The following is a 22,923-nucleotide window of genomic DNA, read 5'->3' on the forward strand; positions in this document are numbered from 1 at the left end:
CGTCAAGCTCCGTTGGGCGGACGCACGCCTGTGATCTGTACATACAGTGCTTCGGCGTCCGCGCCGTCCATCGGCAAGACGGCCGCGACGTGCTCATCCGGTCGCACAAGCACCAGGGTGTTGGGCTTGACGCCCAGTCGCATCATGAATGCATCCCCAGGATCAAGCACCGAGCGGTCGCGCAGGCCGCTGTCGTGCGGAGCATCCCATCGCGAGACAACACGGTGTGCGAGCGCCGGAGAATCGTGCCCCGGCAATGGCGGCCGGCGACGTGCGTCGGTGAAGTACAGCGCGACAAATCGATCCTGGCAAAGGTCATGCGCACGCAGCGCGCGTCCATCGCTGCCATGCAGGGGATGATCGGGCAACCGATCCCCCACTTCGATCGCCGGTCGAGTGCTGCGCTTGAAAAGGCTTCCCCCCCCCTTCCCTTCCAGATCCAGCTTCACGCCGAGCAGGCCCCGGGTGTAGGCGTTCGCCCAGCTGTTGTCGGTCATTGCGATGGCGCTGTCTTTGCGACGGGCCATGTACAAGCGTGCCGCCTCTGCCACCTGGCCCGATCCATTGATTGCCATGGGCCGCTGCTCGCGCTCATAACCATCGATGAGGCTCTCGTCGGCCCACCCTCGCAGCACCCAGTTGAGGCGCCAGGGAAGGTTCGACGCATCCAGTGCACCGGTGGTGATACCGAGACCCCACATGGGTGTGATGAGATGGGCGGCGTCGCCCATCAGCAGGACGCGGCCGCTGCGCCAGCGGCTTGCAACGCGATGATGTACGTTGTAGATGACCTTGCTGATCACCTCGACGTTGTCCACTTGGCCGATGAAGGACAACGACTTTTCCAGCAACTCAGCGTCGGTCGGTGAATCCTGGCCCGGCAAAAGTGGATACAGGAAGCGCCAGCACTTCGGATGGCGCACCAGAATCATCCACTGCTCGGGATCCGAAAAATAGGCCAAATAGGGATAGTCGCGCGGGTTTCCAATATCCAGATCCAGCTTGAGATCCACCAGCGCGTACTTTTCATCGAGCGAGTAGCCCTCGGCCTCTATGCCCAGCTTCGTGCGCACCATGCTCCGGCCGCCATCGCACGCCAGCATCCAAGCACACTCGACGGTCTTGGCGCCTTCGGGGGTGTCGAGTTGCAGCAACACATGGTCGCCTCGGTCTTGGAAGTCGACCAGCTTGTGCCCCAGGTGGAGGCTTGCGGTCTCTCGCGTGCGCAACTCCTCGGCGAGAACCGGTTCGAAGTCGTGCTGCGGAATGTTGATGACAAAGGGGAAGCGCGTCTCATCACTGAGCAGGTGCAAAGGAACCGGGAATTGGGCCGTCTGCGTGCGGCGGTCCACCTCGCCGATCTCGTCGATGCGCAGCGAGGACGCCAGGACTTTGTCCACGGCGCCATACCGGCGCAGCACCTCCAACGTCCGCGTAAGGATGGTGCCGGCTTTGATTTCCATCGACAACTGCCCATCCTCCTCGTAGACCTGCACAGGGATGCCGTAGCGGGCAAGCCCCAGTGCTGTGAGCAGACCGATCGGCCCTGCACCAATGATGGCCACCGGGCGCCCGCCCGCGTTCGGCAATGAGGAAATGGCTGCATTCAAGATTGGAAGCTCCGCAGAAACGGCCGGCTCCGTTGAGAGACCACGCCATCGTTGAGATCAGGACAAGGGATGATAGATCGATATCGCTTGATGTCAAGATACTTTGCAGAAGAATACTTGAACCGCGTAAACTTACTGGAATGACGCGACCCCTCTCCGCCTCCCGCAAGCCGAAAGCGCCCCCTGCCGCGGACTTGGATCCGGCCGACTACGTAGATCACTTCGTGATGGAATGGGATCGGCACCGCCCGGATCTCCAGATCCACCGCCTCTCGCCGCTCATGCGCGTTCTTCGGCTGTCGAGCCTGCTTGAGAAGGAACTCTCCCGGATCGCCAAGATGCAGGACATCACGAGCGCGCAGTTTCAGGTGCTCGCGGCCCTGCGCCGTCACGACCCCCAGCCACAGTCGCTCTCCCAACTCAGCCGAATCGCCATCCTGACCTCGGGATCCATGACGTCCCTGGTGGATCGACTGGAGGAGCGTCGGTTCGTCCGCCGCACGCGCCACCCCGAAGACCGAAGAGGCATCTTGCTGGCCCTCACGGATGCGGGCCGCAACGTCATTGACGCTGCGCTGGAAACGCGAGTGCGCCGACTGCATGCGTTAGCCGATTCGCTTTCTGCGCAAGAACTGGGTGCCATCTCTGGCGGCCTGCGCAAGCTGCTATTGGCCATCGACACGCCCTTCGAAGGCAAGCCGTCCTGAAAGGAGCCTCGCCTCGCAGCGGTGCGCGTGTCAGACGCACATCGCGGTCCCTGCCCCAATCACCATGGCACGTGCTGCCACCACGGTGTGGTGCAGCCAGGGCCTCTCTTCGACCCAAAGACTTCGGGGGGCGCGACCCCGCGGGCAGCACCGCACTCTGAGCCCTGCACCTGTGGCGAATCCGGACTGCTTTGGCGCATGGCGTGTGACGCGCCGCGCGTGATGCGCCCTTACAGGTCGCGAAATTGCAGCGCCGCCTTGCTCCTGCGCGACGCGGTGCCATCACTGACTTCGCGCCAGCACCTGCTCAGTGGTTGCAAGCGTCCGTCGCCCCACAGGGCGTCCCGGGTGCAGATGTGTCGACTGGTCGCAAAACGAATCGCATGGCCCTCGCCATCCACGCTGTCGCTTCGCCAAACGCTCGCGGCGAAAGCTCCATTGACGATCTTGTGATATGTCACATAGAATGTTATTGATCGTTCCCAAAGGATTTGGTCTTCGATTTGGAGTCCAAACAGCCACGACGGAGACCACGTGAGCAGATATCGCAACAACCAAGCGGCGATCGCCGACCTGATCCGTACCGATCAGGTTCATGCCGACGTCTACATCGACCCGGAGCTCTTCGCGCTGGAGCAGGAGATGCTGTTCGCACGCACGTGGCAGTACGTCGGGCATGCGAGCCAAATTCCGAACACCGGCGACTTCTACACGGTGACGATCGCGGGTCAGCAACTCATGATGATCCGGCAAGCCGATGCGTCGGTGTCCATCCTGCACAACCGATGTGCCCACAAGGGAGCAACGCTGCTCTCGGAGACCAGCGGCAACACAGGCAAGGCCATTCGCTGTCCCTATCACGCATGGACCTACAAGCTCGATGGCACGCTGATCTCCATGCCCCTTCGTGCAGAGTACGAGCACACCAACGTGCGGGCCTGCCCCGCTGGTGAAGGCCTCTCGAAGCCGGCGACACGCGACTATCGTGGCTTCGTCTTCGTGAGGCTCTCACCCGAGGGCCCAGACTTCGAGGCGTACGCCGGGGGGATGCTGGAGGTGATCGACAACCTCATCGACAGGTCGCCCGGTGGCGAAGTCTCTGTGGTGGGCGGGTGCATCCGATCGACCATTCGTTGCAATTGGAAGATGTACCTCGAGAACGTGAACGACGCCGTCCACGCCATTTCCACGCACGAATCGGTCGTGGTGACAGCGAAGTACGCGTGGGACGCAGAGGTCGACCAATCTGCCACGCCGATGGCCCTCGAGCAGTTGCTGCCGTTTGGCTCCGGACTGGATTTCGTGCGTGGCATGGGTGCGCGGGTGCTGGACAACGGTCACAGCATCCTCGGCACAAAGGCCAGCCTGCACACCGGCTATCACGCTTTGAACGAGTATGAGGATTCGCTCGCGCGCGTCCACGGATCCGACAAGGCGCGACAGATTCTGTCCTTCGCGCCACAGAACGCCATTCTTTTTCCAAGCCTCGCCCTCAAGTGCTCGCCCCAACTCCTGCGGGTGGTGAGGCCCCTCGGCGTGGATCGGATCGTCGTCGAGGCCTGGGCATTGCAACTGAAGGGTGCGCCTGCCGAACTGGTAGATCGCACCATGCATTACAACCGGCTGGTTTATTCGCCGATGTCGCCAGTCGCCCACGATGACGTGCACGTGTTTGAGGGAATGCAACGCGCACTGCACTCCCGTGCCAATCCGTGGGTCAGCCTGCACCGCCTTCATCGCGCCGACGAAAGCGCGGATCCCGCCGTCGATCACAGCGCCACGAGCGAAATCCTGATGCGCAATCAGTTCCGTGCCTGGGCGCACTGGATGCAGCAGGACGCGCCGGCCACGGTTTCCAAGACATTTCCTTCCGCCCCCGTTATCCCATCAACCTCTGGAGCCCTACGATGACACACACCCGCCGCGAACTTCTGAGCACCGCGTGCGTCCTGGCCGTATCCGCGCTTGCGCTGCCCGCGCGGGCGCAGGACTACCCCAGGAAGCCGATCACCATCGTCGTCCCATTTCCGCCGGGCGGCATCGCAGACCCCATCGCCCGCCTCTTGGGCCAGAAGTTGAGCGAATCGCTAGGCCAACCTGTCATCGTCGACAGCAAGCCAGGCGCTGCCGGCCAGGTCGCGATCTCCGCCGTCAAGAACCAGCCCGCCGACGGCTACACGCTGTTCATGGGCAACATGGGATCGCAGGCGCTCAATCCATTCCTCTTCTCCAAGCTCAGCTATGCGCCCAGCGACTTCGCACCGATCACGCCAATCGTGCAAACGCCTCACTGGCTTGTTGTGCATCGAGACAGCCCGCTGCGATCGCTAACCGACCTGATCGCGCAATCCAAGAGCAAGCCGGGGGGGCTGATGTTCGCGTCTCAAGGAGTCGGTACCGGCGGGCAACTGCTCGCAGAAATGTTCAAGGCGCGCACCGGTATTGATGGCACGCATGTCCCTTACAAGGGCTCGGCACCCGCTTTGGTAGACCTGCTCTCGAATCGCGTCGATTTCTTCTTCGACTCCGTCAGCACCAGCCTTCCCTACGTGAAGGAAGGCCGGTTGCGCGTGCTCGCCGTCGCGTCGTCCAAGCGCCTGCCCCAGGTTCCGGAAATCCCGACGCTGGCCGAACTTGGGTACCCGGGCATCGAGTTGTCGTTCTGGTTCGGCATGTTCGCGCGCACAGGCACACCCGACGCAATCATTCACAAGCTCAACGCTGAGTTCACCAAGATCGTCCAGTCACAAGCTCTGCAGGAGGCCACAGCGCCCATCGGCCTCGAGACGATCCACAGCTCGCCGGCCGAACTCTCGGCACGAATCCAATCCGACGCGCAGCGCTGGGGCAAGGTCATCAAGGACGCGAAGATCAGTGCCGACTGACCAAGTCTCGACGAATCGATCGACGATTGCCCTTCGACCAAGGATCGCGCGTGTCTTCCAAGTCCAGTTCTGATTTCGGCGGAGTTGTGATCGCGGCTCCCGTGTCGGTCGCCTACGCGCGCTACAGCAGCGAGCCAGCTGACTGGTACTTCGCGCAGTGCCTGCGTGCCATGCTGCGCGCGTCCGGCTTGGACAAGGCAGAGATCGACGGCCTGGCCGCCTCGAGCTTCACCTTGGCGCCGAATCCGGTCGCATCGCTTGCCCTGTCGCTGGGCATCTCGCCCGGCTGGTTGGAGGCTGTGCCGTTTGGGGGCGCAAGCGCCGTCATGGCGCTGCGCCGGGCTGCTCGCGCCGTTCAGGCAGGCGACGCATCCGTCGTAGCGTGCATCGGTGCCGACAGCAATCCTGCGGACGGCTTCAAGGACATCATCAGCGGCTTCTCGGTCGCGTCCAACGACGCGGTGTTCCCCTACGGCGCGGGCGGCCCCACCATGCCATTCGCCCACGTCACGCGGCAGTACATGGACGCGACGGGCAGCTCTCGCGATGACTTCGGTCGACTGTGCGTGGCCCAGCGCGACAACGCCGGCCGCTGCGAGCATGCGCTACTGCGCAAGCCGATCACCCTCGATGACTACCTGTCTGCGCCTGCAATCAGCGAGCCGTTCCACAAGCTCGACCTGGTGATGCCCTGCGCCGGCGCCGAGGGCTTCCTCGTCCTGCGCGAGGCGCACGCCAAGGCTCTGCGTATCCCCTACGCCCGCATCCTCAGCGTGGTTGAACGCCACAACGCCTACCCCAACGAACATCCAGTGCTGCGCGGCGGCTGGCTGCTCGAGTGTGAACGCCTGTATGCGTCGGCGGGCTGCCAGCCGGACGACATCGACGTGGTGGCGACGTACGACGACTGTCCGGCCATCGTCTTCATGCAGCTCGAAGGTCTCGGATTCTGTGCGCAAGGGCAGGCCCGCCACCTCGTGCGAGATCGGGACTTGCGACTCGGGGGGGACTTCCCGCTGAACACCAGCGGCGGCCAGCTTGGCTGCGGTCAGGCAGGGGCTGCCGGAGGTTATCTCGGCCTCGTGGAGGTGCTCCGCCAGGTGTCCCAGCAGGCTCACGGACGACAGGTCCAGGGCGCTCGACGGGGCGCCGTCAGCGGCTACGGCATGGCCGTGTACGACCGCTGCCTCGGCAGCGGAGCAACATTGCTGGAGGGTGCATGGTAAGCATCACGTCGAACGCGATGAAGGCCCTGATCGACGCCGCTCAGATCACTGGCTTCGCATTGCCCCGGTGTCGGGCGTGCGGCCATCGCTTCTATCCACCTCAGTCCTTCTGCCCGCGCTGCCTGGCTTCCGAGATCGAATATGTACCCGACAGCGGTGACGCGGTCGTCCTTTCCACGACCCGGCTGCATCGCACCTTCGATGCGGCGTGGACCGGAGCCTTGCCTGTCCACATTGCCAGCGTGAATGCGGCAGGGCAGCTCGCTCTCTTTGTGATCGTGGACCGGATGCTCCCCGCGGGCACCCAGGTCAGGATCCAACTTCGTCACGGACTCTTCCACGCGGAAGTTCGCGACCTCTGACAGCACCCCACGCCCACCATGCCATCAACTTCGCCACTCCAGCCCCAATGCGTCCGCGACCGCACGTTGCCCCGGATGCTGCAACGTCAGGCCGCGCGACAACCTGAAGCCCGATTCCTGACGATGGGATCGACGCAGTGGACCCACGCTGACGCCGTTAGAGCCGCCGGCGCGCGCGGCGCTGCCCTTCACGCCACAGGTGTCACCAAGTCCGACCGTGTGGCCTTGATGTGCGGCAATCGCATCGAAGCGTTGGAGGTCTTTACCGGTTGCGGGTGGATCGGCGCAGTGGCGGTTCCGATCAACACGGCGGCCAAGGGACCTCAGATCCAGTACTGCATCGAGAACAGCGGCGCGAAGCTGCTTGTCATCGAGGCTGCATTTCTCGAACGACTCGAAGGTGTCGATTTCTCGCAAACCGCCCTCGAGACGATCTGGGTAATCCCGGATCGCGCATGCGGCGCACAAGACCGAGCGCACATAAGCGGGGTTCGCGTCGTGGCTTATCCCGCGGCCGGATCGACCGTGCCAGCCGAGAATTTGGAGCCGTCAGATACCTTGGCCATTCTGTATACGTCGGGGACGACCGGTCCCGCCAAGGGCGTCATCTGCTCCCACGGACACTACTACCTGTTCGGCTTCAATAGCGTGCGCATGCTAGGCGTCACCGAGGGCGACGTGCTCAGCACCACCCTTCCGCTGTTCCATATCAACGCCCTCAACACGTTTGCGCAAGCGAGCATCACGGGTTGCCAGGTCGTCATCCATGAGAAGTTCTCTGCGTCGGGCTTCTGGCCCGCCTCCAGGGCTTGCGGCGCAACGGTGGTCTATCTGCTCGGCGCCATGATTCCCATGCTTCTGGCTCAACCTGTCTCCGGAGCCGAGCGGACTCACAATGTGCGTGTGGGACTCGGCGGGGGAGCCCCGGGTACGACGGCAGAGGACTTCAAGAATCGAACCGGTGTGCTTCTCGTCGACGGCTACGCCTCGACCGAGACCTCTGTGGTGATCTCTACCTCGCCGGGCGTGGCCGGGCTTGGAGCAATGGGGTGGCTCAAAGAAGGCTTCCAGGCACGCGTGGCCGATGCATTCGACCTGGAGGTACAGCCCGGAGAGGCGGGCGAGCTCCTGCTGCGCGCGGATGAGCCGTTCGCGTTCGCGAGTGGCTACTTCAACATGGCTGACAAGACCGTGGAGGCATGGCGCAACCTGTGGTTCCATACCGGAGATCGCGTCGTGCGCGAGGCTGACGGCAGCTTTCGGTTCGTCGACAGAATGAAGGATGCGATGCGCCGCCGCGGCGAGAACATCTCCTCCTACGAGGTGGAGCAAGCATTGCTCACTCATCCCGACATCGCCCAGGCTGCGGCCTTCCCAGTGCAGTCAGAGCTGGGCGAGGACGAGGTGATGGTCTCGGTCGTTCTGCATGCGGATCGCCGCATCGAGCTGTCCGGGCTCGTCATGCACTGCGAGCGCCGGCTGCCCCACTTTGCTGTGCCGCGCTACTTCGATGTCGTCATCGACTTGCCGCGTACGGAAAACGGCAAGATCCAGAAATTCAAGTTGCGCGAGGCGGGCGTGACCGCGACCACCTGGGAACGCCCGGGCGCCAGCCAACCCCGGCGCCAAAGCAACACGTGACCGGCATCGACGCCATGGCATCCCTTGAACGCTCCACGGACGTACCGCTGACCTGGTTTTGCGTGTGGGAAGCCGACCGGATCTTGCCCCTGGATCCATACGAGCGCAACGCGCTGCGCGCGCTGGTGAACGGCTGCCCCGGGACGCAGGCAGCTCACCTGATGCTGCCGACATCGGCAGACGATCCTTTCTATCCGGATCGCGCGGGTTCGCCTTCGCTGGTGGTGCAGCTCGACTTCGCCTACTCGCCTGTGCTGGAGCAGCATCTTCGCCCAGGCGGCTATCTCGCTCCCCTTGCCGACCCGGAGTTCCTGCCAAGTCTGGCCAGAGCCCAAGCCACGCAACAGGGCATGCTCGCACGGCACTATCCGGTCGCCGAGCCCGCCCGTTACAGCGCACATGCCGAGTGCGTGAGCTACTGGGTCGAGTACGCGGGTCCTGCTGCCGATCCCAACAGGTGGCACGAGGCGTACATGCGCTACCACCCGTTGCTGCTTTCCCAATTCCCTGGCATCCGCGCGATCGAGATCTACACCCCCGCCTCGCTGGTGTGTGGGCTGCCGCTGCCAGAACGGCCCTGCCTGCAACGCAACAAGACCGTATTCGACAGCGCGCAAGCCATGAGCCACGCGATGCAAAGCCCGGTGCGCGACCTGCTTCGCCAGGATTTCCATCGCTTGCCCGCATTCGAAGGCGCTACGCTGCACTTCCCCTTCGAGACATTGACCTGCCGGCCCTCGGCGCCGGATCTGCCATGACCGATCCTTCGACTCTCCTGCTCTTGGTCGCCACGATCGATGACCTCAACCCCTTCATTCGTCGCATCGTGCTTCGGGCGCCGGATGGTGGCCTCCTGCCGAGTTTCAGCGCCGGGGCTCACATCCAGGTGCAGGTGCCGCTTGCCACCGGCCTAAGCGACTGGCGCCACTACTCGCTCATCAGCTTCGACCCGAGCGGCTCCTCGACGCTTGCTCCCTGCGACTACACCATCGCGGTACGGCGAGAAGATGCGGGCCGAGGCGGATCCAAGCACATGCATCGGCTCAAGGCCGGCGACTCAGTGACCGTGCAGGCGCCCAAGAATGACTTTCCCCTCCGTGATCACGAGGCACCGGCCGTTCTGGTCGCCGGCGGCATCGGCGTCACGCCGCTTGCCTCCATGGCGACCGAGCTCAAGCGGCTGAATCGTGTGGCGCGCATGGTGTACGCGGGCCGCACCCGAGCGCTCATGGCGTTCATACCCGAACTTCGGATGCTGCTTGCGGACTCGCTGGAGCTCCACGTCGACGAGGAGGCCAATGCCCCGCTGGACATTGCACAACTGCTTGACGGCTGCGATGCGGGCGAAATCCTCTACGTCTGCGGTCCGAAGATCATGCTGGATGCGATCCTCTCTGCGACCCAAGCCCGCGCCTGGCCGTCCGATCGCATCCGGTTCGAACTCTTCTCCGCGCCCGAGGCTCAGACGGGCGACCGGGCCATCGAGGTCGTGCTCAAGCAAAGCGGCAAGACGCTCACCGTGCCCGCGGATCATTCGATCCTCGACTGCCTCCTCGACAACGGGTGCGACGTGCTTGCCGACTGCAAACGCGGCGAATGCGGCATCTGCGCCACCAACGTCCTCGAGGGCGAGGTCGATCACCGTGACTACGTTCTTACCGAGGCGGAGAAGGCCAGCGGCAAGATCATGCAGATCTGTGTATCCCGCGCAAAAGGTCCACGCCTGGTGCTTGACCTCTGAAGCGCGCGGCCGTTTTAGGAGGAGCCCGCGAGAAGGGGAGCGGGCAAAATTTGGCCCAGCCTGCCGTACCAGGGACCGCCTAGTCGACAGATCGGATCCAACCGGGCCGAATCAATGCGCCCCTCGCGCAACACCGATTCGCGCACGTGGAACTGCAACACCCGGCCGATCATCAACCGATTGGGTTGATTTCCCAGTTCGATGCACTGGTAAAGGACGCACTCCATGGCCACCGGCGCGGCCGCCAGACGCGGCGTCGCAATCCGAACGCTCGCCACTGTCGCCAGGCCGAACAACGCGGCCTCGCTGACATCGGCACCGACCTCCCGCGCGCTCGCGTGCACTGCCGCGAGCAGACTGTGATCGGCCATGTGCACAACGAATTCCCCCGTGCCTAGGATGTTGCGCGCCGTGTCCTTGAGCCCGTCGACTGCCGCGTGTCGTGCATCGATCCCGATGGCGAGCATGGGTGGATCGTGACATACAAAAGTGAAGGAGGAGAACGGCGCCAGATTCATCACGCCCTGGGGTGACCTCGTGCCGACCCAGGCAACCGGACGCGGAACCACGGCGCCGGTCATGAGCTTGTAGATCTGCGTGCCAGACAAGTCCTTTGGGTCTATCGCGTGCATGGAACCTGGCCCGGTCGCCACCGCACTCTGGTCAGGTGGCGTCGCGGGCATCGGTGTACCAGTCGGGCACCTTCGGGTAGTGTGGACCGTCGTAGATCTCAACCACCACCGACTCCTCGTGCGCGAGGGTCGGCCCATGCACTTTCCCCTTCGGGTTGCAATAGAACGACCCGGGCAGGAGCGTAACTCCGCTCGTCGTGTATTCGTACCTGCCACTCAGGCAGTACATGAACTGGTTGGATGCGTGACTGTGGGGCTTGGGAATGCTGGTGCCCTTGGCGAACTTGATCAGTGCGATGGATGCACCGGTTGCTTCGTCACGCCAGAGCATTTTCTCAAAGACGCCCTTGAGGGACTTCTCACGCCACTCCATAGTCTGGGTAGCGATAAGGACTTCGACAAGATCGGGGGCCTCGCCGCCAGCGGCTTCAGGGCGTGCAGTTGTAGACGACATGGGATATCTCCTCGGTAGGTTGATCGAAGGGAGGCACTAGTGGCTCGGCGGCGGCGGCAACCAGGCCGAAAGCGCCTGCTCGCCCAACACCACCAAGAGGTACACCGCCATCCCCATAAAGGAAAGACCAAAAAGCGCAGCGAATGCGAGTGGCGTATTGATCTGCGAAGTCGCGCTCAGCAGCAGGAATCCGAGTCCTTCACCCGCGCCAACAAACTCTCCAATCACAGCCCCGATGAGCGACAGCGTCACGGCCACCTTGGCGCCAGTGATCACGAAGGGCAACGCTGCAGGAAACCGGACCATCCGGAACACCTGCCAGCGCGACGCACGCAGACTTCGCGCGAGTTCGAGCAATTCCTTCGGCGTCGACTGCAAGCCCGCGGCCGTGTCCACCACAACCGGGAAAAAAGCCACCAACCAGGCCAGTGCGAGCTTGGATGACATCCCCGTGCCCAGCCAAACGAGCAAGATTGGCGCAAGGGCGACCTTCGGCACGGACTGCAAGGCCACGAGCAATGGGTAGAAGGTCAGGTTGACCCAGCGGAAGCTGGTGACGGCCACGGCCAGAGGAATGCCGAGCACCAGTGAAAGCGCAAAGCCGTAGAACGTCGCCTTGAGCGTGACCCACCCCTCCTCGACGATCGCTTGCCAGTGCTCGGCAAAGGCGTACGCCACTTTGACCGGCGTCGGCAGCACAGCCGTGGGCACCGCCCAAATCATGCAAACCAGTTGCCAGACGGTCAGCAACAGAATGACACCGGCGATCGGATAGGAAAGACGACCGCCCGCGGCCACGAATCGACCGGTCATTGGACGCCTCCTTCGATGCTGAGTTCCCGCACCGACACGGGCGGATGAATCACGCCCAGCGCCTCTCCCGCCGCTCGCTCCGCTTGCGTGAAGGCTGTCTCGAATCGCATGCTACGGTGGCGCGGATTGCCCAGCGCGGGCTGGATCTGGCAGACCACGCGAGCCGGCCTTCGACTGAACACCAAGACCTTGTCGGCGAGATAAACGGCCTCGGAAATGGAGTGTGTGACGAAGAGCACGGCCGCACCGGTCTCCCTGCGCACGTCGAGCAGCAGATCGTTCATATCGAGTCTTGTCAGTTCGTCGAGCGCGCCGAACGGCTCATCCATCAACAGCAGTCTGGGCTGATGAATCAGCGCACGACACAATGAGACGCGCTGCTGCATGCCGCCCGACAGTTGGTGCGGGCGCGAGCCCTCGAACCCGTTCAACCCCACCAGCCCAAGCAGCTCGCGCGCGCGGCGCTCCGCTTTGGCGTCTCGCCGCCGCAAGACCTCCATGGGGAAGAGCACGTTGTCCAGAACCGTGCGCCATGGCATCAGCCCAGGCGCCTGAAAGACAAACCCGTAGTCGGGATACGGCCCCCGAACATTCCGGCCCCCAATGGTTACTTCCCCTGCGGTTCGGTCGACCAGCCCAGCAATGATGCGCAGCAGGGTGGTCTTGCCGCAGCCGCTCGGCCCAAGCAGCGCGACCAGTTCGCCTTCGTCAAAGAAGAAGGTCGCGTCCTCGAGCGCAACGAGATCCTCTCGCGCGGACGGACCCAGTTCTGCGGCAGGGAATACCTTGCGTGCTCCATTGATGACCCCAAATGTCATTTCACTTTTCCCGTCGAGTAGCGTAGGTAGGATTGCAGTACCGCCTCTGGCCGACCGCGGCCGCCGAGGCGGCTTGTTTGTCTCTTTTAAAACCACATGATATATTACTAAACATGGCACGTCTATCAATGAGCCCCTTGCCGCAAGCAAAAGTGGTATCGGCGCGCGCGCCGATCACGCCGAAGCGTTCCAAGCCAAAAGCGCCCTCTCTCACGCAACGGGCCTATGAGCTGATCAAGAACAGCATCCTGTCAATGGAGTTGCGCCCGGGCCTGTTTCTGAACGAGGCCGCACTGTGTGAGATGACGGGGCTCGGTCGCATGCCTGTGCACGAGGCCATACACAAGCTTCAGGCGGACGGGTTGATCGAGGTCATTCCGCGCAAGGGTCTCGTGATCCGTTCGGACTCCTTGCAGGACATCCTCCTGCTGATTGAGGCGCGCCTGGCCATCGAGCCGAACATCGTGGCGCTGGCGGCCCAGCGGATCCACAAAGATCAGATCGCCGAACTGCAGCGACTCCTCAAACAGTCCGCGTCTCTGGTGCACCAGCGTCAAAGGGAGCTATTCAGTGCCATTGACAGAGCATTTCATGGCGTCGTTGCCGACGCGGCCTGCAACAAGATACTGACCGATACGTTGCGCCCTCTGCATGAGCGCTCTGATCTGATCTGGCATCTGCGCATCATGCCCGCCGACGGGCTCAAAGTGACCCAGCAGGAGCATGAAGCGGTGCTCAAGGCAATCGTCGAGCGCGATTCAGAAGGTGCATGGAAAGCGATGCACGCGCACCTGACTTCATTGCACAACCGAATCTTGAAAGCGTCGAATCTCTGACCCCTCCATCGGTGCGCTGCAGATTCCACTCTACGTAAAGCTTTCCCCCACCGCCCTCTCTAGAAAAGGAACTGCATCATGAAGTTGTCCGTTCAACTTGTCTCAGCGGCTCTGGCCGTCTTGGCCATTGTCTCTACCGCGCTGGCTCCGACGCCAGCACAGGCCGCGCCCGATGAGGAGGACGTCAAATTCGCACTCGATTTCATACCGTTGGGTCGACATGCACCGTGGTACGTCGCCTTGTCCAAGGGATACTTCAAGGAAGAGAAACTCAATGTCTCTATCCTGCCCACTAAAGGCACTGCAGATGCGATTCGGTTCATTGAGACGGGCTTGACCGAGTTTGGGTTCGTCGACATTCCCAGCCTCGTCGCGAGCGGCAGCGGTGGCTCTTCCGTTCGGATTGTTGCGGGCATCTATCAACGTGCGCCTTATTGCGTCTTCAGCATGAACCCAGGGGCGAATGTCACGTCGCCTGCGGGCATGGTCGGCTTGGAGATGGGCTCCAGCAGCGCATCGTTCATGCCGCGTATCTTCAGCGCTTTCATGAAGCTGAACAACCTCGACCCATCGACGCTGAAGATTGTGAACATCGACGGTGCTGCCCGCGTGCCAATGCTCGTCAGCAACAAGGTGCAGTCGATCGATCAGTTCCTGATGGGAGAGCCATCGATCCGCCGCGCTGCGACGAATGGTGCACAGCCGACCTGCCTGCTGCTGGCAGATCATGGCCTGGACATCTATGCCAACAGCATCGGCGTACGCGAGGAGTTTCTGAAGAAGAATCCGGCGGCCGTGCGTGGTTTTGTCAGGGCGGCTCTCCGAGGATGGAAGTACGCTCTCGCCAACCCCGAGGAAGCTGCGAAAATTCAGACGCAGTACCTCAAGGCCCTGGATCCAACAATCATCGTTGAGGAGTTGAAGATCCTTCGACGCATTGCGATCACACCGGAGGTCGAGGCGCGCGGTTTTGGAACGCTGTCGCGCGACAAGCTCGCGCGAACGGTCGGCTTCATCAGCCAGAACGTTACCGTCCCCGGAACGCCACCAACGGTGGATCAGATGTTCGTCGACGGGTTCCTGCCCGAGCCGCCCATCAAACCCTGATCAGACCGAAACGTATTGGCTGCATCACCGCGGTTCTGAGCGCCCCTTGCCGACAGGACTCGATCTTCAAGGCTTGAAGTGGCGCGGATTACCAAGCGCTCCTCGATTGCTTTGCGCTTGGCGCTGCGGAGTGCTCCCCTCGTTGCTCCAGCACCATCTTCACCGCGCGCTGGCAAACCTCGGTTGAGAACTTGTTCGGCTTGTTCAGGACTTCGTCTTCTCGAGAGGCGAAGCCTCTTCGGAGGTGGTCATGAAGATGTGGGGCTAGACGGTCGCACTCTCCGAATGCGGAATGGGCATGCATGCACATCGTCGCAGCGGCTCCGATGCTCACGAGATGCGCCGGCGTAGTCGATCCAGCCGGGGGGCCGCGGCGTAGCGGATGCCGATGCTTGCGACCTGCGCAGCCACAGCGGGCCCATCGCCGCCCCCTCTTGCAAACGACAACGCGCACATCCAAGGCCTTGCCCTAGGCAGCAGCCGCGAGTTCTTCGGCGTCTTCGTTTTTCGGCAGCATCCCAAACTTCTTTACGGTGCTGCGAGACAGGCCTGTACACCTTGCTATCTCGCGGATGTGGCTGTCATGGCGATCGGAGAATAGTTCACCACAGGTGTCGCTCAAATGAGCGGATTGACCAGCGGCGCCGTGGGTCGGGAAGTTCAGGCGGCCGTACGTGCAATCTTCGACAACACACAGTTCATGTGGCGCAGCACCACGGCGCGGCGCGGCGCGGCGCCAGCGCGCTCATAGCCGCGGCACGGTCAAGACCGTCGCAAATTTGACAGTTTTGATGCTCCCCGAGACATACCATCCAGCACATATGAACACTCACCTCGCGGATGTCCGCCCTGTCTCGCGTCCCGACGCGCTCTGCTGGCGGGCACCGCCGCCGCAGGCGTCAGATACGTCACCGCGCGTTCCAACCAACCGATTGCCATGAATGGATTTTCCGACCTTGCTCACGCCATGCGCACGCTCGAGCGCCTGCGCGAGGCGCCGCTGCATACCCACTCGGGCTGGGATCTGGCTCACGTGTTGCACCACTCTGCGCAAAGCATCGAATACTCCCTGGAAGGCTTTCCACAGCTGAAACCTGCCTGGTTTCGCGCCTCGTTGGGCAGCATGGCGTTTGCAGTGTTTTCGGCGCGCGGCAAGATGAGTCATGGACTGGAAGAGCCGATACCCGGCGCACCGGTGATTGCTTCGGGCCAGCCGCTGAACGCTGCGGTGGAGCACCTGGTGGACGCATTGAATCGATTCGAACGACACAGCACGACGCTCGCACCTCACTTCGCCTACGGCGCACTGGGTAAATCCGAATACACGCGCGCTCACCTCATGCATCTGGCGAATCACTGGGAGCTGGTAGACGCCCGCTGACGCGCGCTGCCGAGCAGGGACGCGACTTCCTGCGCGAGTGGCGCATTGTCTTGCGCCAGGCCACGACCGTCGTCACCACCTGCAGGTTCTCTTTCAGCGGGCAGAGCACCATGTTCTCGTGGCGGGAGTTTTTCCATGGGTGCGGGCACGAGTGCAACCCCCTGCCTGCATCCGACGAGCACGACCTGCGAATCGCCGCTGTGGGTCTTGTGGATCGCCCTGGGCGAAAAGCCGTGGGCAAGGCACGCGGCGGTCAGGCCGTCGAAATAAGCTGGGCTAACCTGTCCGAAGTCCCTGTCCGAATTCGAGCACGGTGCTTGCGAGACTCGCAGACCTTGTGATCTATGTCTCTCATAAAGCTCATCAATATGCTGAAGCCTATGGGTGAAACCGATGGAAGGCGTGGCGTCATCAATAGACCAGCCTCCATCGCCCATTTGCATCCCTGGCGGCGCGCACCCTTCGCAACCTACCGGGGCACGGCGCCAGCGAGGAATATCTCCACAGCGCGCCGAACCATTGCTTGAATCTGGTCTTCCGACAGCGGTGAAGGATCGGCCTGGTACAGACGAATCTGGGTCTCCGCCGTCACCAGTGCGGAGAACTGCATCGCAGTCACGAGGGGATCTGCACGGCGCAGCTCGCCGTATTCCATGGCAGATGCCATCAGCCGGGCGAGCGTCTGGATGAACTCGGTCGGACCCGATTCGTAGAACAACTGCCCCACATTGGAATGCCCGGCTTCGGCAATGACCATCCGATAGACCGCGAGCGCATCGGCATCGTTGCTCAGCACAGACAGCATTCGCTCGCCAAAGCTCGTCAACAGTGACTCGAGCGTGGCATCACCACTCACTTCCAGCAACGCCGCCGGCGCCGCCGCCAAGTGCGATGTGGCGACGCTCTTCACTACCGCCGTGAATAGTTCCTCCTTCGAGGGGAAGTACCCGTAGAGCGTGGCCTTCGATCCGCCAAGACGCTTGGCAAGCTCATTCATCGACGCCCGTTCGTATCCCTGCTCCCTAAACAGTGCCAGTGCCGCCTCAAGGATGGCGTTGCGGCGGATTTCCGTTCTTACCTTCATCACGTCTACTTCGAAAGAATACCCAACTGTACATTTTTCTTGACAGCATGGATTCCCGAAATCAATAATGAACCGTAATGTACAGTTCATATAATTCTCGGCATCCCAATCAACCTGAGGTATCCATGCCCGCCCTTCTCAAAACTTCAACGACTGCCTCACTCGCGGTCTGCCTGATCCTTGGTGCGTGCAGCAGTACGCAGCCCATTCCTTACGCGGGCATCCCGTCGTCGAGCCAGTTGCGCCCCAGTCAGAACGATGACTCCGGCCGTATCCCATTCGAATACAAGACCCAGGTCGACTGGCGACGCTATTCGGCCTTCATCCTCGATCCGGTCGCCATCTATCGCGGCAGCGACGCCCAGTTCGACGATGTGTCGGAAGACGACAAGGCATTCCTCGCCCGCAACATGCGAGACCAGTTCAGGGAAAAACTGAATGCCCACTTCAGGGGCGCTCCAGGCCGGAATGCCAGTGCATTGCGGATCAAGCTGACGCTCACCGGCGCCAAGACGAACACGGTCGTGCTCAGCACCTTCTCCCGATTCGACCTCATGGGCGGGCCCTACAACGCCGTGCAGGCCGTCCGCGGCAGGGAGGGCGCCATGACGGGCTCCGTCAGCTTTGCCGTCGAGATCTACGACGCCTCGACCAATGAGCTGCTCGGCGCCTACGTCGCCAAGCAGTACCCCAATGCCTGGAACCTCAAGGCCGGTATCGGAGCCAGAAGTGCGTCCGTCGTAGGCATCGAAAAAGGCGCCGATCAGCTGGTCGCCTACTTGCAGTGACGCGGATCTCGGAGACTGACCCACATGGACACCATTCACCGGATACGTCAGGCCATCAAAGCGACGAGGAGGACGCTCGCGCGGCATTTGCGGAGGTTCTGCATCCAACTGCAACGGGCCTAAGCGACAGTCGCCCGATCCAGACGCGGCATCTTCCGCGCCGAATGAATCATCACCCACTGCAGGAGCACTTCATGACCTTCACCCGGAACTTCCGCCTCGCATGCATGGCCGCCTGCCTTGCACTCGCCTTCAACGCGAAGGCCGAAGTCTTCACATCCCTGGCTTCCAGTGCGGGCTCTGCGTCCAGCGGCAGCGCGTCCGCATCGCTGCGCGGCTCTAGCAAGAGCTCGTTCGACGGCGACAAGGTGGCCGAGGGCGACTACCGCATCACCGCGGTCGCGGAGGCTACAGACCGCGCCGGCTTCACGCGCGTCGCGATGCAAAACGACGATACGCAGCAGCGCATCGTGCTCGAGCTGCCGCAAGCCACCTTCACGAAGGAACGCCTTGGCCCTGGCGACTTCGTGCATGCACAACAGCGCGCCTACGGAACGGCATTCGCGCGCAGCGACAACCGCCAGGCGTTCTACCTGGTGCTCGCCGACGATTTGTACGGGGAGCTGGCCGCCCGCCCCGTCAGCCTTTGAGCGTCGTGCGCCGGCTCGCGCTTGGGCTCGCAGCAGTTCTCGCTCTCGCCTGGAGCACGGCGCAAGCGGCGCCAGGCGGGGCGGGACCGCTGGCTTCCTCGCAGTTCTGCGATCACACGAAGCCGTTGACCGCAGACCAGCAGGATCGATTGCTGCGCCTTGCCGCCGTCGTGCGCGACGAGCTCTCCGCCTCCGGCGACGGTGCCGTGCTGATCAGCCGTTCCGGGCTCGATCTTTCGCGATTTCACATTCGATACTCCCACGCCGCCATCGCGTGGCGCGACGAGAATGACGCCTGGTCTGCCCGCCAGCTGTACTACGCCTGCGACGAAGGCCGCCCGCGGATCTACGACCAGGGCCTGACGGGGTTCGTAATGGGCATCGACGATCCCACGCTGAGCTACATCTCGATCGTGCGACTCCCCGCCGACGCGGCCCAGACGCTGCGACGCGCGGCGCTCGACAAACCACGCGCGCTGCACCTACTCGCCGCAACCTACAGCGCCAATGCCTATCCGTTCAGCCTGCGCTACCAGAACTGCAACCAGTGGGTCATGGAGCTGCTCGCCGTCGCGTGGGGCAATCTGCCCGACGGAGACGATCTGCGCGAACGCGCGCAGAACTGGCTGCGCCTGGCACCCTACGCGCCCAAACCGGTCGACGTCGGCTCGCATGCGCTCATGTTCGCGTCGAGCTTCGTGCCACTGCTGCATCTGGACGACCATCCGGAGGAAGACCGCTACGCGCTGAAACTGCGAGTCAGCCTGCCCTCGACCGTCGAGACCTTCGTGCGCGAACAGCTGCCCGAGAGCGACCGCATCGAGTTATGCCATGACGGCAAGCAGGTGGTCGTGCACCGCGGCTGGACACCCATCGCCGATGGCTGTCGGCCGAGCGGCGGTGATCGCGTCTTGCAGCTCGACTAGCAGACGCACCGCCAACACCCGGAGAAAACACGAATGCGCCCGTCAATGCACACCATGATTCGCACCGCCGACGACCTGTTGAACTGGTTCGAACTGACGCCCGCGACCGCGTGATTCATCTGGCGCATTCTGAAAGTGGTCGCTAGGCACAGAGCGCTGCTACGCTCGGCCCTGTCGGGGCGAGTCTGATCGGCTGCTCGGGCTCGCAGCAGGGATCTTCGGACGATCCCGAGGCCCTCAAGCCTCAGCATCTGAGCCGGTCTCTTCCTCGCAGGGGCGATACAAGTCCAAGGAGACCGTTTCGCGAGCTACGGGCCCGTCCGATCATCAACATGCCCGGCAAAGTCGCAGAATCGTTTCGGGCCGGGCGCCGCCAAAGTCAGGTCAGTGGTTGCGTCCCGACGACAAGACATCTCGGAGATGGCTAGACCCATCCCATCTGTCGCGCAAGGGGGAGCGCGTAAGAGAGGAACGTCAATGCCAACCCGCCGAAGAGCGCGATGGCTTCGCGCGTCTTCCACGCGTTCCTGATTTGGTCGATGGTGTTGTTCGCATCGCTGGCCCACTGCCGCAATCGATCCTGATCCTGAGGGATCGACGTTGCAATCCCTTGTCCTCGTTTGAGCTGCCACACCAGCCTTGCGGCCGCGAAGCTGGGCCACGCCAGCGCGCACGTGCCCGCTGCTCCCGCGAAGTTGGCGAATTGTTCAAGCGTCACAGGACAGGCCCGCCGTCGGATACTGAACGCCGATAGAGACGCTAGCCCCCAAGAGGCGCATGCGCTTCGTGCTCTCGGATTGCTTCCAACTGCGATCTGAGCCGCTGAGTTGCAGCGCCTAGCGCAACGCTGGTTTCTTCGACCGCGCTCACCACCGCCTGCATCTCTTCCAATTCGATGCGAGCCCCTGATTCCTCGATCGACGAAACGGGGGTTCCCACCCACTGCGCGGCCACTTCCCGCAAACTCTGTTTCGGCCCGACTGCAACGCTCTCCCGAATAGTGCCGGTGCGCTGATCGACAAACAGAAGCACCGTCGATGCACCACAGGCGTTCGCGAACTTCTCAAGGCGCTCCATGGCAGCAGCAGACTCTGACGGGTTGCCTTCCAGGCGCGCCACATAAGGCTGGCGCCACCCAACGCGCTGCGCAAGCGTTGTTTGCGTGAGTCCCAAACTCTTGCGCAACCGAAACAAGGCTTCGCTCAGGACAAGGCGCAAACGATTTTTCTCGTACTCCGCGGCGAAGCCCTCGTCCTGTATCGCATCGCCTAGCAATTCAGCGGCAGTGGTTTCTCGCATGCTGGTCATCTCAATGCCCTTCTTTCAATTGCGCACTTACCAACGCTGCCTTGGCGGCCGCGACGAAGTCGGCGGTGTTCACGCCGTCCGACGCGCTCCAAAGGCCCATCAGATAGCACGTCGCAAGCGCGTCCGGCATCGCGCGTGCGTCGTACGCAACGCCCAGAAACACAGAGCGACGAGTGGACGGCACCACATGAATCTCGCACATCAGTTCGGGCGGCTCGGCCGGATGCACCCGCGTGTCCTCGTAGACGACACCGTCGAGTGTTCTGTACTTCAACCATTCCACAAGATCCAGGACGCCGCTGTTCACCGCGGGCGATTGCATGCGCGCCAGCAATGGCCTGAAGCCCGCCTCCGGAAAAGCATGCTCGTAGGGTGACTCCCAAGCCCACGCAATCAGCCGGAGTTTTTGCGTCGATGGCATCTCGGTGTCCGCTCCGCAAAATATAACAGATATGGAATCTTTTTGTTGGCCAATGGCCATCCTGAAGCGCTGACGATGGATCGTCAACCAACGCGTTCGCGCCGGACGAAAGGCGCTCAAAGGTGTTTTCATCCAAGATGGCACCTCCGTCTTGTGAGACCGCGTCGTCGTCCCGCCGCGATTTGATCCTCGCATCGCGTCTGCCGCTCCCCCTGCACCTAGCGCCACCGCGCGCGCCGATGCCGTTGATGCGCTCGGCAAGTGCGGCGAGGATCCGATTGCCGGCCCGGTTGGCAAGCGGACTGCGCCAGACGCTTGCGCTGTCGCCCGGCCGCGGACGCTGCGTGCCCCGCAGCCAGCACAGGCCTTCGAGTTGCCGCTCGATGAAGCGGCCGCGCCGCGAGGTGTGGCCCGAACCGCCCTTCCCTGCTCTCCGCCGAGGGGCCCACTTCACAGGCCTCGAGCCGGTCGGTGTCCGGAAAGTCCCCCATCCGTTGGCTTCGGCGAATTCGGCCAGGGTAGTCCTGCCCAAGGGGGTGGAGATCGTTCCGACCTACGACCGGTCGAACCTGATCGAGCGTGCGGTGCGCAACCTCGGCTTCAAGCTGCTCGAGGAATTCCTCGTCGTGGCGGTCGTGTGTTTCATCTTCCTGTTCCACCTGCGCTCCGCCTTTGTCGCGATCGTCTCGCTGCCGATCGGCATCCTGGCGGCGTTCATCGTGATGCGCTACCAGGGCGTCAATGCCAACATCATGTCGCTGGGCGGCATCGCGATCGCCATTGGCGCGATGGTCGATGCGGCGGTGGTGATGATCGAGAACGCCCACAAGCACATCGAGCAGTGGAACCACGATCACCCCGGCCAGAGTCTGCGCGGCGAGAGCCACTGGCGCGTCGTGGCCGACTCGGCCGCCGAAGTCGGGCCCGCCCTGTTCTTTTCGCTGCTGATCATCACGCTGTCGTTCATCCCGGTATTCACGCTCAAAGCCCAGGAAGGACGCATGTTCTCCCCGCTGGCCTTCACCAAGACCTATGCCATGGCGGCAGCGGCGGGGCTGGCGGTGACGCTGATCCCGGTGCTGATGGGCTACCTGATCCGCGGCAAGATCCCCGATGAGAAAACCAATCCGCTCAACCGGCTTCTGATCGCGGTCTACCGACCGCTGCTGGACGCGGTGCTGCGCTGGCCGAAGCTGACCTTGTGGGGCGCCGCGGTCGTGCTGGTGCTGAGCATGTGGCCGCTGCAGCACATCGGCAGGGAGTTCATGCCGCGCCTGGACGAGGGCGACCTGCTCTACATGCCTTCGGCGCTGCCCGGCCTGTCGACAGGCAAGGCCGGCGAGCTGTTGCAGCAGACCGACCGCCTGATCAAGACGGTGCCGGAAGTGGCCAGCGTCTACGGCAAGGCCGGGCGGACGGAGTCGGCCACCGACCCAGCGCCGATGGAGATGTTCGAAACCACCATCCAGTTCAAGCCGCGCGAACAGTGGCGCGCCGGCATGACGCAGGACAAGCTGGTCGAGGAACTGGACC

The 22,923-nt window shown here is 62.8% G+C and carries 23 protein-coding genes and 1 pseudogene; 15 read left to right on the forward strand and 9 right to left on the reverse strand.

Translation table 11 applies throughout. From position 1 onward, the window contains the following. Positions 1-2: 2 nt before the first annotated feature. A complete protein-coding gene (locus ACSFA8_RS23895; protein ID WP_435481958.1) occupies positions 3-1,610 on the reverse strand; it encodes an FAD-dependent monooxygenase in 1,608 nt (535 codons plus the stop codon). A 140-nt stretch (positions 1,611-1,750) separates the two neighbouring features. Between ACSFA8_RS23895 and ACSFA8_RS23900 the strand changes: the two genes are divergently transcribed. The 8 genes from ACSFA8_RS23900 (at position 1,751) to ACSFA8_RS23935 (ending at position 10,172) form a co-directional block, all read left to right on the forward strand. Next, on the forward strand, positions 1,751-2,317 hold the full coding sequence (locus ACSFA8_RS23900) for a MarR family winged helix-turn-helix transcriptional regulator (protein ID WP_435481959.1): 567 nt from the start codon (positions 1,751-1,753) through the stop codon (positions 2,315-2,317). Positions 2,318-2,851: 534 nt separating this feature from the next. Further along, positions 2,852-4,228, forward strand: a complete 1,377-nt coding sequence (locus ACSFA8_RS23905; RefSeq protein ID WP_435481960.1) for an aromatic ring-hydroxylating oxygenase subunit alpha — start codon at positions 2,852-2,854, stop codon at positions 4,226-4,228. Beyond that, the gene (locus tag ACSFA8_RS23910) at positions 4,225-5,202 is read left to right on the forward strand and encodes a Bug family tripartite tricarboxylate transporter substrate binding protein (RefSeq protein WP_435481961.1); all 978 of its coding nucleotides are present in this window, start codon (positions 4,225-4,227) and stop codon (positions 5,200-5,202) included. Before ACSFA8_RS23905 ends, ACSFA8_RS23910 begins: the two co-directional genes overlap by 4 nt. A 50-nt stretch (positions 5,203-5,252) precedes the next feature. Further along, on the forward strand, positions 5,253-6,428 hold the full coding sequence (locus ACSFA8_RS23915) for a thiolase family protein (RefSeq protein ID WP_435481962.1): 1,176 nt from the start codon (positions 5,253-5,255) through the stop codon (positions 6,426-6,428). After that, entirely contained in the window at positions 6,422-6,790 is a 369-nt protein-coding gene (locus tag ACSFA8_RS23920) for a Zn-ribbon domain-containing OB-fold protein (RefSeq protein WP_435481963.1), read from the forward strand. Before ACSFA8_RS23915 ends, ACSFA8_RS23920 begins: the two co-directional genes overlap by 7 nt. A gap of 18 nt (positions 6,791-6,808) precedes the next feature. After that, on the forward strand, positions 6,809-8,431 hold the full coding sequence (locus ACSFA8_RS23925; protein ID WP_435481964.1) for an ATP-dependent acyl-CoA ligase: 1,623 nt from the start codon (positions 6,809-6,811) through the stop codon (positions 8,429-8,431). Beyond that, positions 8,428-9,189, forward strand: a complete 762-nt coding sequence (locus ACSFA8_RS23930; RefSeq protein WP_435481965.1) for a hypothetical protein — start codon at positions 8,428-8,430, stop codon at positions 9,187-9,189. The genes ACSFA8_RS23925 and ACSFA8_RS23930 overlap by 4 nt, the downstream gene beginning before the upstream one ends. Beyond that, positions 9,186-10,172, forward strand: a complete 987-nt coding sequence (locus ACSFA8_RS23935) for a PDR/VanB family oxidoreductase (protein ID WP_435481966.1) — start codon at positions 9,186-9,188, stop codon at positions 10,170-10,172. The genes ACSFA8_RS23930 and ACSFA8_RS23935 overlap by 4 nt, the downstream gene beginning before the upstream one ends. 14 nt (positions 10,173-10,186) lie before the next feature. Here the strand turns inward: ACSFA8_RS23935 and ACSFA8_RS23940 are convergent, their stop codons facing one another. The 4 genes from ACSFA8_RS23940 to ACSFA8_RS23955 are packed head-to-tail and all read right to left on the reverse strand — an operon-like array spanning position 10,187 to position 12,889. Next, positions 10,187-10,804 carry a flavin reductase family protein gene (locus ACSFA8_RS23940; RefSeq protein WP_435481967.1) on the reverse strand — a complete coding sequence of 206 codons (618 nt, stop codon included), beginning with the start codon at positions 10,802-10,804 and terminating at the stop codon, positions 10,187-10,189. 31 nt (positions 10,805-10,835) lie between these two features. After that, on the reverse strand, positions 10,836-11,258 hold the full coding sequence (locus tag ACSFA8_RS23945) for a cupin domain-containing protein (RefSeq protein WP_435481968.1): 423 nt from the start codon (positions 11,256-11,258) through the stop codon (positions 10,836-10,838). Positions 11,259-11,294: 36 nt separating this feature from the next. Beyond that, the gene (locus ACSFA8_RS23950; protein ID WP_435481969.1) at positions 11,295-12,071 is read right to left on the reverse strand and encodes an ABC transporter permease; all 777 of its coding nucleotides are present in this window, start codon (positions 12,069-12,071) and stop codon (positions 11,295-11,297) included. Next, the gene (locus ACSFA8_RS23955) at positions 12,068-12,889 is read right to left on the reverse strand and encodes an ABC transporter ATP-binding protein (RefSeq protein ID WP_435481970.1); all 822 of its coding nucleotides are present in this window, start codon (positions 12,887-12,889) and stop codon (positions 12,068-12,070) included. The genes ACSFA8_RS23950 and ACSFA8_RS23955 overlap by 4 nt, the downstream gene beginning before the upstream one ends. Before the next feature lie 113 nt (positions 12,890-13,002). Between ACSFA8_RS23955 and ACSFA8_RS23960 the strand changes: the two genes are divergently transcribed. From ACSFA8_RS23960 to ACSFA8_RS23970, 3 genes are all read left to right on the forward strand, one after another. Beyond that, positions 13,003-13,725: a GntR family transcriptional regulator gene (locus ACSFA8_RS23960; protein WP_435481971.1), complete on the forward strand. Its 723-nt coding sequence runs from the start codon at positions 13,003-13,005 to the stop codon at positions 13,723-13,725. 78 nt (positions 13,726-13,803) lie between these two features. Next, entirely contained in the window at positions 13,804-14,832 is a 1,029-nt protein-coding gene (locus ACSFA8_RS23965; protein ID WP_435481972.1) for an ABC transporter substrate-binding protein, read from the forward strand. A gap of 937 nt (positions 14,833-15,769) precedes the next feature. Continuing rightward, positions 15,770-16,213: a DUF1569 domain-containing protein gene (locus ACSFA8_RS23970; protein WP_435481973.1), complete on the forward strand. Its 444-nt coding sequence runs from the start codon at positions 15,770-15,772 to the stop codon at positions 16,211-16,213. A 469-nt stretch (positions 16,214-16,682) separates the two neighbouring features. Here ACSFA8_RS23970 and ACSFA8_RS23975 read toward each other — a convergent pair whose 3' ends face one another. Further along, entirely contained in the window at positions 16,683-17,297 is a 615-nt protein-coding gene (locus ACSFA8_RS23975; protein WP_435481974.1) for a TetR/AcrR family transcriptional regulator, read from the reverse strand. 125 nt (positions 17,298-17,422) lie between these two features. Between ACSFA8_RS23975 and ACSFA8_RS23980 the strand changes: the two genes are divergently transcribed. The 3 genes from ACSFA8_RS23980 to ACSFA8_RS23990 all read left to right on the forward strand — a co-directional run bounded on the left by ACSFA8_RS23980 (position 17,423) and on the right by ACSFA8_RS23990 (position 19,661). After that, complete coding sequence (locus ACSFA8_RS23980; RefSeq protein ID WP_435481975.1) at positions 17,423-18,085, forward strand: DUF3313 domain-containing protein; 663 nt, start codon at positions 17,423-17,425, stop codon at positions 18,083-18,085. 194 nt (positions 18,086-18,279) lie between these two features. Continuing rightward, positions 18,280-18,735, forward strand: coding sequence for a hypothetical protein (locus ACSFA8_RS23985; RefSeq protein ID WP_435481976.1), 456 nt, complete (start codon positions 18,280-18,282; stop codon positions 18,733-18,735). Beyond that, entirely contained in the window at positions 18,732-19,661 is a 930-nt protein-coding gene (locus ACSFA8_RS23990; RefSeq protein ID WP_435481977.1) for a DUF2145 domain-containing protein, read from the forward strand. Before ACSFA8_RS23985 ends, ACSFA8_RS23990 begins: the two co-directional genes overlap by 4 nt. A 424-nt stretch (positions 19,662-20,085) precedes the next feature. On the opposite strand, the gene ACSFA8_RS23995 is transcribed toward ACSFA8_RS23990, so the two are convergent. The 3 genes from ACSFA8_RS23995 to ACSFA8_RS24005 are packed head-to-tail and all read right to left on the reverse strand — an operon-like array spanning position 20,086 to position 21,522. Next, on the reverse strand, positions 20,086-20,379 hold the full coding sequence (locus ACSFA8_RS23995; protein WP_435481978.1) for a hypothetical protein: 294 nt from the start codon (positions 20,377-20,379) through the stop codon (positions 20,086-20,088). A 41-nt stretch (positions 20,380-20,420) separates the two neighbouring features. After that, on the reverse strand, positions 20,421-20,969 hold the full coding sequence (locus ACSFA8_RS24000) for a helix-turn-helix domain-containing protein (protein WP_435481979.1): 549 nt from the start codon (positions 20,967-20,969) through the stop codon (positions 20,421-20,423). A gap of 1 nt (position 20,970) precedes the next feature. Further along, positions 20,971-21,522, reverse strand: coding sequence for a hypothetical protein (locus ACSFA8_RS24005; protein ID WP_435481980.1), 552 nt, complete (start codon positions 21,520-21,522; stop codon positions 20,971-20,973). A gap of 392 nt (positions 21,523-21,914) precedes the next feature. Between ACSFA8_RS24005 and ACSFA8_RS24010 the strand changes: the two are divergent. Beyond that, positions 21,915-22,923: pseudogene (locus tag ACSFA8_RS24010) on the forward strand (efflux RND transporter permease subunit); the annotation flags it as partial.

The sequence above is a fragment of the Variovorax nitratireducens genome, assembly GCF_051216545.1.
Lineage (GTDB): Bacteria > Pseudomonadota > Gammaproteobacteria > Burkholderiales > Burkholderiaceae_C > Variovorax.

Excerpts from the sequence above, each read along its gene's own strand:
- ACSFA8_RS23940 (WP_435481967.1), bottom strand. The coding sequence starts at position 10,804 with ATGCACGCGATAGACCCAAAGGACTTGTCTGGCACGCAGATCTACAAG.
- ACSFA8_RS23960 (WP_435481971.1), top strand. The coding sequence starts at position 13,003 with ATGGCACGTCTATCAATGAGCCCCTTGCCGCAAGCAAAAGTGGTATCG.
- ACSFA8_RS24005 (WP_435481980.1), bottom strand. The coding sequence starts at position 21,522 with ATGAAAACACCTTTGAGCGCCTTTCGTCCGGCGCGAACGCGTTGGTTG.
- ACSFA8_RS23975 (WP_435481974.1), bottom strand. The coding sequence starts at position 17,297 with ATGAAGGTAAGAACGGAAATCCGCCGCAACGCCATCCTTGAGGCGGCA.
- ACSFA8_RS23950 (WP_435481969.1), bottom strand. The coding sequence starts at position 12,071 with ATGACCGGTCGATTCGTGGCCGCGGGCGGTCGTCTTTCCTATCCGATC.
- ACSFA8_RS23980 (WP_435481975.1), top strand. The coding sequence starts at position 17,423 with ATGCCCGCCCTTCTCAAAACTTCAACGACTGCCTCACTCGCGGTCTGC.
- ACSFA8_RS23985 (WP_435481976.1), top strand. The coding sequence starts at position 18,280 with ATGACCTTCACCCGGAACTTCCGCCTCGCATGCATGGCCGCCTGCCTT.
- ACSFA8_RS23910 (WP_435481961.1), top strand. The coding sequence starts at position 4,225 with ATGACACACACCCGCCGCGAACTTCTGAGCACCGCGTGCGTCCTGGCC.
- ACSFA8_RS23920 (WP_435481963.1), top strand. The coding sequence starts at position 6,422 with ATGGTAAGCATCACGTCGAACGCGATGAAGGCCCTGATCGACGCCGCT.
- ACSFA8_RS23925 (WP_435481964.1), top strand. The coding sequence starts at position 6,809 with ATGCCATCAACTTCGCCACTCCAGCCCCAATGCGTCCGCGACCGCACG.
- ACSFA8_RS23970 (WP_435481973.1), top strand. The coding sequence starts at position 15,770 with ATGAATGGATTTTCCGACCTTGCTCACGCCATGCGCACGCTCGAGCGC.
- ACSFA8_RS23945 (WP_435481968.1), bottom strand. The coding sequence starts at position 11,258 with ATGTCGTCTACAACTGCACGCCCTGAAGCCGCTGGCGGCGAGGCCCCC.
- ACSFA8_RS23935 (WP_435481966.1), top strand. The coding sequence starts at position 9,186 with ATGACCGATCCTTCGACTCTCCTGCTCTTGGTCGCCACGATCGATGAC.
- ACSFA8_RS24000 (WP_435481979.1), bottom strand. The coding sequence starts at position 20,969 with ATGACCAGCATGCGAGAAACCACTGCCGCTGAATTGCTAGGCGATGCG.
- ACSFA8_RS23900 (WP_435481959.1), top strand. The coding sequence starts at position 1,751 with ATGACGCGACCCCTCTCCGCCTCCCGCAAGCCGAAAGCGCCCCCTGCC.
- ACSFA8_RS23965 (WP_435481972.1), top strand. The coding sequence starts at position 13,804 with ATGAAGTTGTCCGTTCAACTTGTCTCAGCGGCTCTGGCCGTCTTGGCC.
- ACSFA8_RS23955 (WP_435481970.1), bottom strand. The coding sequence starts at position 12,889 with ATGACATTTGGGGTCATCAATGGAGCACGCAAGGTATTCCCTGCCGCA.